This is a genomic window from Streptosporangium minutum (genome assembly GCF_002149035.1).
Lineage (GTDB): Bacteria > Actinomycetota > Actinomycetes > Streptosporangiales > Streptosporangiaceae > Streptosporangium > Streptosporangium minutum.
The window spans coordinates 23,205-33,004 of record NZ_NGFP01000086.1 but is presented as its reverse complement, the minus strand read 5'-3'; the positions used below and the strand labels follow the sequence as shown (position 1 = coordinate 33,004).

Annotated in this window: 11 protein-coding genes; 6 read left to right on the top strand and 5 right to left on the bottom strand. The window is 72.6% G+C overall.

Features of this window, described 5'->3' with window-relative positions; all coding sequences use genetic code 11:
* Positions 1-14: 14 nt before the first annotated feature.
* The 3 genes from CA984_RS19655 to CA984_RS19645 are packed head-to-tail and all read right to left on the bottom strand — an operon-like array spanning position 15 to position 2,532.
* Positions 15-590 (bottom strand): CGNR zinc finger domain-containing protein, encoded by a 576-nt coding sequence (locus CA984_RS19655; protein ID WP_086574466.1) that lies wholly within the window; start codon positions 588-590, stop codon positions 15-17.
* A 45-nt stretch (positions 591-635) separates the two neighbouring features.
* On the bottom strand, positions 636-845 hold the full coding sequence (locus CA984_RS19650) for a hypothetical protein (protein ID WP_086574464.1): 210 nt from the start codon (positions 843-845) through the stop codon (positions 636-638).
* On the bottom strand, positions 835-2,532 hold the full coding sequence (locus tag CA984_RS19645) for a PspC domain-containing protein (protein ID WP_086574462.1): 1,698 nt from the start codon (positions 2,530-2,532) through the stop codon (positions 835-837). The genes CA984_RS19650 and CA984_RS19645 overlap by 11 nt, the downstream gene beginning before the upstream one ends.
* Positions 2,533-2,673: 141 nt before the next feature.
* On the opposite strand from CA984_RS19645, the gene CA984_RS19640 reads away from it, so the two are divergent.
* The 6 genes from CA984_RS19640 to CA984_RS47990 all read left to right on the top strand — a co-directional run bounded on the left by CA984_RS19640 (position 2,674) and on the right by CA984_RS47990 (position 8,279).
* Positions 2,674-3,888 (top strand): PspC domain-containing protein, encoded by a 1,215-nt coding sequence (locus CA984_RS19640; protein ID WP_086574460.1) that lies wholly within the window; start codon positions 2,674-2,676, stop codon positions 3,886-3,888.
* Between the two features lie 55 nt (positions 3,889-3,943).
* Entirely contained in the window at positions 3,944-4,582 is a 639-nt protein-coding gene (locus CA984_RS19635; RefSeq protein WP_086574457.1) for a response regulator, read from the top strand.
* Between the two features lie 38 nt (positions 4,583-4,620).
* A complete protein-coding gene (locus tag CA984_RS19630) occupies positions 4,621-6,090 on the top strand; it encodes a glutamate-cysteine ligase family protein (protein WP_086574455.1) in 1,470 nt (489 codons plus the stop codon).
* Positions 6,091-6,173: 83 nt separating this feature from the next.
* Positions 6,174-6,827, top strand: a complete 654-nt coding sequence (locus CA984_RS19625; protein WP_086574453.1) for a neutral zinc metallopeptidase — start codon at positions 6,174-6,176, stop codon at positions 6,825-6,827.
* Positions 6,828-6,928: 101 nt separating this feature from the next.
* Complete coding sequence (locus CA984_RS19620; protein ID WP_031160905.1) at positions 6,929-7,192, top strand: WhiB family transcriptional regulator; 264 nt, start codon at positions 6,929-6,931, stop codon at positions 7,190-7,192.
* Between the two features lie 91 nt (positions 7,193-7,283).
* Entirely contained in the window at positions 7,284-8,279 is a 996-nt protein-coding gene (locus tag CA984_RS47990; protein ID WP_086574451.1) for a CPBP family intramembrane glutamic endopeptidase, read from the top strand.
* On the opposite strand, the gene CA984_RS19610 is transcribed toward CA984_RS47990, so the two are convergent.
* Both CA984_RS19610 and CA984_RS19605 read right to left on the bottom strand, forming a co-directional pair.
* A complete protein-coding gene (locus CA984_RS19610; protein WP_086574449.1) occupies positions 8,233-8,973 on the bottom strand; it encodes an ABC transporter permease in 741 nt (246 codons plus the stop codon). The two genes, CA984_RS47990 and CA984_RS19610, sit on opposite strands and share 47 nt — an antisense overlap.
* Positions 8,974-9,022: 49 nt before the next feature.
* Positions 9,023-9,742: a PIG-L deacetylase family protein gene (locus CA984_RS19605; protein ID WP_086574446.1), complete on the bottom strand. Its 720-nt coding sequence runs from the start codon at positions 9,740-9,742 to the stop codon at positions 9,023-9,025.
* Between the last annotated feature and the right edge of the window lie 58 nt (positions 9,743-9,800).

Here is a 9,800-nt window from a genome sequence, read left to right as displayed (position 1 = left end):
GGCGGGCCCGGAGATCACCGGCTCTTGTGCTGGTGGTAGTGGCGGGCGGCGCGGGCCCGGTTGCCGCACCCGACCGAGCACCACTCCTGGCGGCTGTGCTCCTTGACGAAATAGAGCACGCAGCGGGGGGCCGGGCACGCGCGCAGCTGCTCGCGGGCCGGTCCGGCCAGCAGCTCTATCGCCGACCTGGCGAGGGCGGCGCGGACGCGCGGGGACTCCCCCCTCTCGCCCGCCGGGACGCTCGTGGCCACCGGGGCGCCCTCGGCCGGCCAGTCCAGCCGGGGGGCCAGCGGCGCGGCGAGCGCCGCAGCGTTGACCAGGTCGAGCGACTCGGCGAATCCCGGCAGCCGGTCGGCGTCCGCACTGCTCGCCGGGCCCGGCGCGACGGCCTTGGCGAGCAGGGCCCGTACGGCCTGCCGCAGCTCCACCACCTCGCGCCACAGGTCCTCGGTGGCGGTGAAGGCGGCGGTGAGCCCCAGCTCGGCGGCGTGGGCCCGGCCCCATCCGGTCATGCCCTCGACGTCCGAGAGCGTGTCCAGCAGCCCGCTCCGGGTCGCGCGGACCGTGCTGACGAACTCCAGGACCAACATCCTCCAAGTCTAACGCTTGGGCTGAATGAATGCCGTGAGGTCGGTCTAGCGCCGGACCGCCCGGACGAGGATGGCGACCAGGCCCGCGAAGCCCAGGCCGCCCAGGACGACCGGGATCATGATCGCCGGTTCGATGCCCGGCCGGCTGATGAACACGGTCCCGACCGCGATGAACAGCATGCCGCTGAGCAGGGCCATCCAGTCTGTCCGGTGCCGCCTGCCGCGCTCCGTCGTCCGGTCGACCTCAGGCCGCACGGCGCACCTCCACGTCTCCGATGCCCGCCTTGACGTTCAGGACGACGGTCGCCACGTCGCCCTCCGGGGCCGTCTCGGGCTCCAGGACCCTGTTGTGCTGAATGTCGGCCCCGCCCTCCACCGCATGGTCGATCTTGACGTCGCCCAGTTTGGTGGATCCGTTGACCACGACCCGGACCGTCGGCGGCAGGATCACGCTGATCTGCCCCACCGAGACGGAGGCGTCGAAGACGGTCCGCGAGCCCGGCGGGAACGTCAGGTCGCTGAGGTCGAGGGTGCCCTCGCCGACGCCCACGTCATAGTCCGCGGCGATCTCGGACAACTTGGTCGGCTCCCAGCGGTAGCTGCCGAACCTCTTCGGCATGTCGGTCAGCGTGGACCCCGCGACCAGGGCGATCGAGATGATCGTGCCCGCCGCGACCAGGGCCGCGCCCCGGCCGAACCAGGCGGCGACCAGGAGGCCGGCGCCGATGGTGATCAGCATCGCGCCTCCGGCGATCGTCATGTTGACCGATCCCGACGTGGCTTGGATCGCCATGATGATCCCTCCAACGATCATGGCCAGGCACAGGGTGACGCCTCCGACGAACGACCGGGGCCGCTTCGGCCGGGGCGCCGTCCGGGCCGGCCCGCCGTACCCGGAGAGGTCATAGGGGGAGTACTGCTGCTGCCGCCTGCGCGGGTCCAGGGGCTGGTAGGGCCCGTAGGGCGAGAACGGCTCGCCGGAGGAGTCGAACGACGGCCTGGCGGCGGGCCGGGGAGGCGGCGGCATGTCCCCGGCGGGGAACGCGCCCCGCGGCGGGCCGTCCGCGACCGGCGCCGTGCCCCCGTACGGCGGCGCGTTCCCCGGTGACGGCGTGTCCGCGACCGGCGCCCTCTCCGCGTACGGCGTGTCCGCGACCGGCTCCGTCTCCGTGTACGGCGGCGCGCTCTGCGGTGACGGGGTGTCCGCGGTGGAGGGCGTGTCCGCGGGGAGCGGCGTGCTCCCGGCGGACGGGATGTCCCCGGCCGGAGCTGTGCCGCCGCCCTGCGGGGCGGGGACCGGCGCCGGGCCTGCGGCCGGGGCCGGGGCCTGAGCCGCGTAGGGGACGGTGGACATCGATCCGGTCCGCGGGTGCGCTGCCGGGTAGGGGTGCGCGACAGGCGGGGCCGGGGCGAAGGCCGCGGGCGGCGGCCCGGACGGGCGGGGAACGCGACGGCCGCGGAGCCGATCGGGCAGCGAACGGACCACGGCCAGCAGGTCGACGCCGCGGGCGTGGGCGGCCAGCAGGACGATGGCGAACAGCGTGCCGACCACGACCGTGCCGGTGCCGATGCCGTCCGAGGACAGGTTGATGATCAGCCCGAAGGCGAACACGCCGGTCAGCAGGGCCAGCACGGTCTCGCTGTCGAAGGTGCGCCGGGTCCACTGCTCCACGTATCCCGGGCCGCCGGTCGCCTCCCGCATCAGCAGGAACGCCGCGATGTAGAGCATGATGCCGATCCCGGAGCCGAGGACCAGCACCGCGAAGCCGACGCGGAACAGCACCGGGTCGATCCCGGCGTAGCGGCCCAGGCCCGCGCAGACGCCGGTGAGCATGCGGCCCTCGTCACTGCGGCGGAGCACGCGTTCCTCAGCAAGGGGGGATGCGGGCGGCGAGTCGGACGAGGTGCTCGCCGGGTCCTGTGCGTTCCCGGTGTCGGTCATGTTCCAATCGTGGCCTTCCCCGGCGGAGATCGCATCCGGGAGACCCCTGAGTCCTCCCGGAGCGGGAAGGCCTCTCTCAGGGTCGCGTCAGGGGAACGCCGGATGCGAAGAGGTGCCCCGACGTGTGACGATGCTGACGATATGGCTGACCGACAGACAATTCGTGACGCGGCGCCCGCGCCCCCGGAGGCACCCGCTCTCCCTCGGCTGATCAGGCCGGTGGAGGGTCGTCTGGTCGCCGGGGTGGCCCAGGGCGCCGCCGCCCAGCTCCGGCTCGACCCGGTCGCGCTGCGGCTGGCGTTCGTGCTGCTCACCGTCCTGGACGGGATCGGCGCCGTAGCCTACGCGGCGCTGTGGATGTTCACCTCGCGCGAGCCGTACGAGGGCAGGGAGCCCTCCCGCGACTGGAGCCAGGTCGCCGCCTACGGCGCGATCGGGCTGGCGCTGATGGCCCTCGGCTGGCTCACCGGGACCTCGACCGGCGGGATCGGCGCGTGGCCGATCGCGGTCGGTGGGATCGGCTCGCTGATCCTGTGGCAGCAGGCCGACCCGGACCGGCGGCAGCGCTGGATGAACTCGACGGTCGGCCAGGTGCGCCAGAACCGGGTCCGCACGCTCGCCGGGCTGGCGCTCGTCGTGGTCGGCGCCATCGGCTTCCTGGTGGTCACCGACGAGCTGGGCAGCGCCCGTCCCGGCGTCATGTTCACACTGGTGGTCGTGGGCGGCGTCGCGCTGATCGCCGCCCCGTGGCTGGCCGCGCTGTGGAAGGAGCTGCAGCGGGAGCGCCGCGAGCGCATACGGCAGGAGGAGCGCGCCGAGTTCGCCGCGCACGTGCACGACTCCGTGCTGCACACGCTCACGCTGATCCAGCGCAACGCCAATGACTCACGTGAGGTGATGCGGCTCGCCCGCTCCCAGGAACGTGAGCTGCGCAACTGGCTCTACCAGCCGAAACAGGACGCCGACGCCTCGGTGGCCGCGGCAGTGCGCCGGGTCGCGGCCGAGGAGGAGGACGCGCACGGGGTGCCGATCGAGGTCGTCTGCGTCGGCGACTGCCCGCTGACTCCGGAACTGTCCGCGATGATGCAGGCCGCACGGCAAGCTATGGTCAACGCCGCGAAATACTCTGAATCATCGGTCGTCTCCGTCTACGCCGAGGCGGAGCCGGAGGAGGTCACCGTCTTCATCCGGGACCGCGGTGTCGGGTTCGACATGGGACAGGTGCCCGAGGACCGGATGGGCATCCGCCAGTCGATCATCGGCAGGATGGAGCGCCACGGCGGCAGCGCCCGGGTGCGGACCGAGCCCGGCGAGGGCACGGAAGTGATGTTGACCATGAAGCTGGAGAAGACGTGAGCGAGCGAGCCAGGAAGAACGGCAGTGCGGAAGCGCGGACGGCGGGGGAGGGCTCATGAGCGCCATCAGGGTTCTGATCGTCGACGACCACCGGTTGTTCCGCTCCGGTGTCCGCGCCGAGCTGGGCGACTCCATCGAGGTGATCGGGGAGGCCGAGGACGTCGAGTCCGCGGTCAGGACGATCGCGGAGCTCCAGCCCGACGTGGTCCTGCTCGACGTGCACATGCCCGGCGGCGGCGGCCAGGAGGTGCTCCGCCGTGTCCTCGGCCCCGGCTCCTCGGTCCGCTTCCTCGCGCTGTCGGTCTCCGACGCCGCAGAGGACGTCATCGGCGTGATCCGCGGCGGTGCCCGGGGATATGTCACCAAGACCATCAGCGGTCGCGAGCTCACCGACGCCATCCGCCGGGTGGCCGACGGCGACGCGGTGTTCTCCCCGAGACTGGCCGGCTTCGTGCTGGACGCCTTCGCCTCCAGCGAGGCCCCGCCGATCGACCCGGAGCTCGACTCGCTGACCCAGCGCGAACGCGAGGTCCTGCGGCTGATCGCCCGGGGCTACGCCTACAAGGAGATCGCCAAGGAGCTGTTCATCTCGGTCAAGACCGTGGAGACCCACGTCTCGTCCGTCCTGCGCAAGCTTCAGCTCTCCAACCGCCACGAGCTCTCCCGGTGGGCCACCGCACGACGTCTGGTCTGACCTGTACTATCTGTAACTTATGTGCGACTCTGCGAAGTATGGGTCGCGATGTGCCTGCGATGGTGTTCAGCCGGGAGGACCGACGGCGATACCGGGACAAGGTCCGCCGATGTCTTGACGTCTTCGCGCAGATGCTGCGCGAGGCGAGGTTCGAGTTCGACCAGCCGAAGGCCGGGCTGGAGATCGAGCTCAACCTCGTGGACGACCGCGGCGATCCCGCGATGAAGAACGCCGAGGTGCTGGCGGCGATCGCCGAGCCGGACTGGGCCACCGAGCTCGGCCAGTTCAACGTGGAGATCAACGTCATGCCGGAGTCCCTTGAGGGGGACGGCCCCGTGCGGCTGGAGAAGGTCGTGCGGGACCGGCTCAACCACGCGGAGGGCCGGGCCCACACGGTCGGCGGGCACCTGGTGATGGTGGGCATCCTGCCCACCCTGCGGGAGAGCGACGTGCACGAGGGCACGCTGTCGGCCAACCCGCGCTACAAGCTGCTCAACGAGCAGATCTTCGAGGCCAGGGGCGAGGACCTGCACCTGTCGATCGACGGTGAGGAGACCCTCGACACCTACGCCGACAGCATCACACCCGAGGCAGCCTGCACGAGCCTCCAGCTCCACCTCCAGGTCAGCCCGGCGGCCTTCGCCGCCCACTGGAACGCGGCCCAGGCCATCGCGGGCGCCCAGGTGGCGGTGGCGGCCAACTCCCCGTTCCTGTTCGGCCGGCAGCTCTGGCAGGAGACCAGGATCCCGCTGTTCGAGCAGGCCACCGACACCCGGCCGGTGGAGCTGAAGACCCAGGGCGTGCGGCCGAGGGTGTGGTTCGGCGAGCGGTGGATCACCTCGGTCTTCGACCTGTTCGAGGAGAACGCGCGCTATTTCCCCGCGCTCCTGCCCATATGCGAGGACGCCGACCCGCGTGAGGAGCTGGCCCGGGGCGTGACCCCCGCGCTGGACGAGCTGACCCTGCACAACGGCACCGTCTACCGGTGGAACCGGCCGGTCTACGCCGTCGTCGGCGACATCCCGCACCTGCGGGTGGAGAACCGGGTGCTGCCCGCCGGGCCGTCGGTCGCCGACGCCGCCGCCAACGCCGCGTTCTACTACGGCCTCATGCGCATGCTTCCCCACGCCGAACGGCCGGTGTGGACGCGCATGTCCTTCGCCGCGGCCGGGGACAACCTGCACGCCGCCGCCCGGCACGGGCTGGAGGCGCGCCTCTACTGGCCGGGACTGGGCGAGGTGGCCGCCGCCGAACTGATCCTGCGCCGACTGCTGCCGCTCGCCTACGAGGGCCTCGACCTGTGGGGAGTGAACCCCGAGCACAGGGACCGGCTGCTGGGGATCATCGAGCAGCGGTGCGTGACCGGCAGGACCGGGGCGAGCTGGCAGATCGACACCGTGAAGGAGCTGGGGGACATCGACAGGCACGAGGCACTGCGCCGGATGACCCTGCGCTACATCGAGCACATGCACACCAACGAGCCCGTGCACACCTGGCCGTCCCCCTGACCCCCGCGGGCGATTCCAGGGGAAACCGGTCAGCGGTGGGAGAGCTGTCGCACGGAGCGGCCGGCTGGGTCAGGATGAGGCGCATGAAAGTCTTCCGCTGCCTTCTGCTGCTGCTCCTGACGGCCACAGCCGCGGCCTGCGGGAGTGACCGGCCGGGCCCCGACGCCGCCACGCCCGCCCCGCTGGGGCAGACGTTCGAGTCCGACATCCGGCTGGCCAGGGAGCTCAGCGAGGCCTACTGGCGGCAGGCCTTCTCCGCCGACGGGCTGGCCTACCGCCCGGTCACCGCCTTCACCGCCTACCAGGGGGACGACGGCCCCGACTGCGGCGGCCTGCCCTCGGTGCCGAACAACGCCTTCTACTGCGCCGACGGGCACTTCATCGCCTACGACGAGCGCTGGATGCGCAAGCTCTACGACGAGATGGGCGACGGCTCGGTCTACGTGATCATCCCGCACGAGTTCGGGCACGCCGTACAGGCGCAGCTGAACAGCGGCTTCCGGCTCAACGTGGAGCGCGAGCTCCAGGCCGACTGCTACGCGGGCGGCACCCTCGGCGCGCTCGTCGCCGGCGGGTCGCTGGAGGCGGAGCCGGGCGACAGGGACGAGCTGTTCCTCAACCTCGCCGCGGCGGGGGACCCCACCGACGACTGGCTGCGCCCCGACGCCCACGGTACGGCGGAGCAGCGCCAGGCGCTCTTCGCCAAGGGGTACAACGAGGGTGCCGCGGCCTGCTGAGATACACCCCGGAGGTTACCCCTGAATCCACCGGGAGGTTGATGTCGTGCCGCTGGGATCCGCCTAGTCTGAGGGCCGGCGATCCATCAGGGGGCGATGTCATGCGGCGGAAGGTGCGCGAGATCGGCTGGGCCATACGGGGCGCCTGTCGTGCGAGCGATCCCGAGCTGTTCTTTCCACTGGCGCAGTCGGCCGAGCAGGAGGCGCGGGCGAAGGCGGTCTGCGCGGGATGCCCGGTGCTGGCGGACTGCCGGGCCTACGCCGTGCGGGCGGGGGAGCCCGAGGGGATCTGGGGCGGCCTCACCGTCCAGGAACGGCGCAGCCTGCGGTTCCCCTCCGGATGGCGGCAGCCCGCCGCGGGATGAGCCCGCCTCGCATAGCCTCGGACCCGAGGCTGAGGAGGATCAAGGTGCGCGGATCCGGGACGCGGAGCGGGCGGAGCAGGGCGGCGCGGCCGTGACGGCGGACCGGAGGGCGGTGCTCCCGAGCGCGGTGGCCGTTCTGACGGCGGACCGGAGGGCGGTGCTCGCGAGCGCGGTGGCCGTCCTGGCGGCGGCCAACGTCCTCAACAACCGTGTCGCGCCGCGCCTGGCCCCCCTGACCTCGGCCGCCGCCACCTGGGCGCTGCTCGCCCTGGCCCGCCGTTCCGGGCTGTCCTGGTCCGAGCTGGGGTTCCACCGAGGCCCGCGCGGCCTGCGGATCGGCGGCGCCCTCGCCTCGGCCGTGGCCGGGGTCTACGCCGTGGGGATCGCCGTCCCGGCCACCCGCCGCTTCTTCCGCGACGAGCGGGCACTGTCCCTCTCCCGGGCCCGTGCGCTTGAGGAGGCCCTGCTCCAGGTGCCGGTCGGCACGGTCCTGCTGGAGGAGGTCGGTTTCCGCGGGGTCCTTCACGCCCTCCTCGCCCGTTCCCACGGCCCCCGTACGGCCACCGCAGTCTCCTCGGCCCTGTTCGGCCTCTGGCACGTGCTCCCCGCGATCGACATGATGGCCGCCAATCCCGCGTTGAGCGGCCTGGCGGCGGGGGAGCCGCCCGGCGACGGGCCGCGGAGGGAAGACAAGCGCCAGGACGGGCGCCAGGGGGAAGACAAGCCGCGAGGGGAAGACAGGCCGCGGAGGGAAGACGAGCGCCAGGACGGGCGCCAGGGGGGAGACAAGCCGCGGTGGGAAGACGCGCGGCGGGGGGACGGGGCCGCGCCGGGCCCGCCGGCGCGGGCGTCGCGGTGGGAGACGGCGCGGGTGGTGGCCGGGTCGGTGGCCGCCACCGGGCTGGCCGGGGTGTTCTTCGGCGAGCTCCGCCGCCGGGGAGGCCTGGCCGCCCCCTCGCTGTTCCACGTCGCGACCAACTCGCTGGGCTACCTGTTCGCCCGCCTCGCCCCCGCGGAGCCCGGCTCCGGGGGCGGTCGTCTCACCGGCGCGCCGGGAACCGGCCCCGAGCCACCAGTTCGATCGTGACGAGTATGGCCGTGGCCTCGGCCGCCAGCAGCGCGATCAGCACGACGAGCTGGACGACCCCGGCCTGGAGCGGGGTCGCCCCGCCCAGCAGCATCCCGACGAAGGCCCCCGGCAGCGTGACCAGTCCCACGGTCGAGGTCTGGTCCAGCACGGGCACCAGCGCCTGAGCCGCCGCCGGGCGGCAGATCTCCAGCGCCGCGTCCCGCTCGGAGAAGCCCAGCGCGAGCGCCGCCTCGACCTCGCCGCGCCGCTGCACCAGCTCGTCCACCGCCCGCCGTCCCGCGAGCGCGGTGACCGTCAGGCACCCGCCGAGCAGGATGCCCGCGACGGGGATCAGCGTGATGCCCTTCAGCGGGACGGTCCCGGTGCCGACGAGCAGCGCGAGGACCGGCAGGGCCCCCACCGCGACGGGCACGGCGGCCCACCGGACCGCCCGGCCCGAAGTGATCCTGCGACCCGCGGTCAGGCTCGCGACGCCGTACATGACCAGCACGAAGGCCGCCACCGCGAGCGGTCGGTCGACGGCCCAGACGATGATCAGCGCCACCGCGCCGAGCTGGACGGCCGCCCGCAGGCTCGCGGTGAGCACGGCGCGGGCGTGCCCGAGGTGGCCGAGCAGGGCGACGGCGGCGCCCGCGAGGGCCAGGAGGACGACGGCGACGGCGGTGACCGGTGACAGGTCGATGGGGCTCACGGAAGTAGATCTTCTCCCGGCGGCCCGGCGATCCTCATCGCCGACCGGCTCAGGCCGTGGGGACCCGCTGGAAGGCCTCGGCGTAACGGCCCTCCCCGAGGCCCGCCTCGACCGCGAGCTGTGAGAACCGGGAGCGGATGAAGTCGTCGAACCCCTCCACGTGGCTGGTCTGGCTCACATGGGCGCGCAGCGCGGAGAGCTTGCGTTCGAAGGTGTCGGTGACGTCGACGTGATGGTCGGGGGTCTGGCCGCCGTTGAGCCAGACCTCCCGGACCGTCCACGCCTCCAGGCCCTCCTCCAGCAGGAGCGAGGGGAAGGTGTAGGGGTTGCGCGCGTCGGGGTAGACGGCGTCGAGCGCGGAACCGCCGACCGCGCGGTGGTCGGGGTGGCTGGGGGCGATGAACCCGTAGTTGCGCTCCGGGGTGTGGGTGATCACCAGGTCGGGCCGGACCTGGCGGATGACCCGGGTGATGTCGCGCCGCAGGTCCAGGCTCTGCACCACGGTCCCGTCGTGGTAGCCGAGGAAGCGCAGGTCGGTCACGCCGACGATCTTCGCCGCGTTGGTCTGTTCGGTACGGCGCAGCCCCGCCATGCCCCCGTTGTCCAGCTCCCGGTCGAAGCCGCCCGCGTCGCCGTCGGTGACGACGCAGTAGGTCACCTCGACGCCCCGGTCGGTGAACCGCGCGATCGATCCCGCGGCGGCGAAGTCGACGTCATCCGGGTGCGCGGTCACCACGAGCACCCGGTTGATCTCGTTCTCAGACAGCATGAGAGGCCCCTCTGTTCTCCGCGTATCGATCAATTCTCACAACTACTGACAAGTCTGT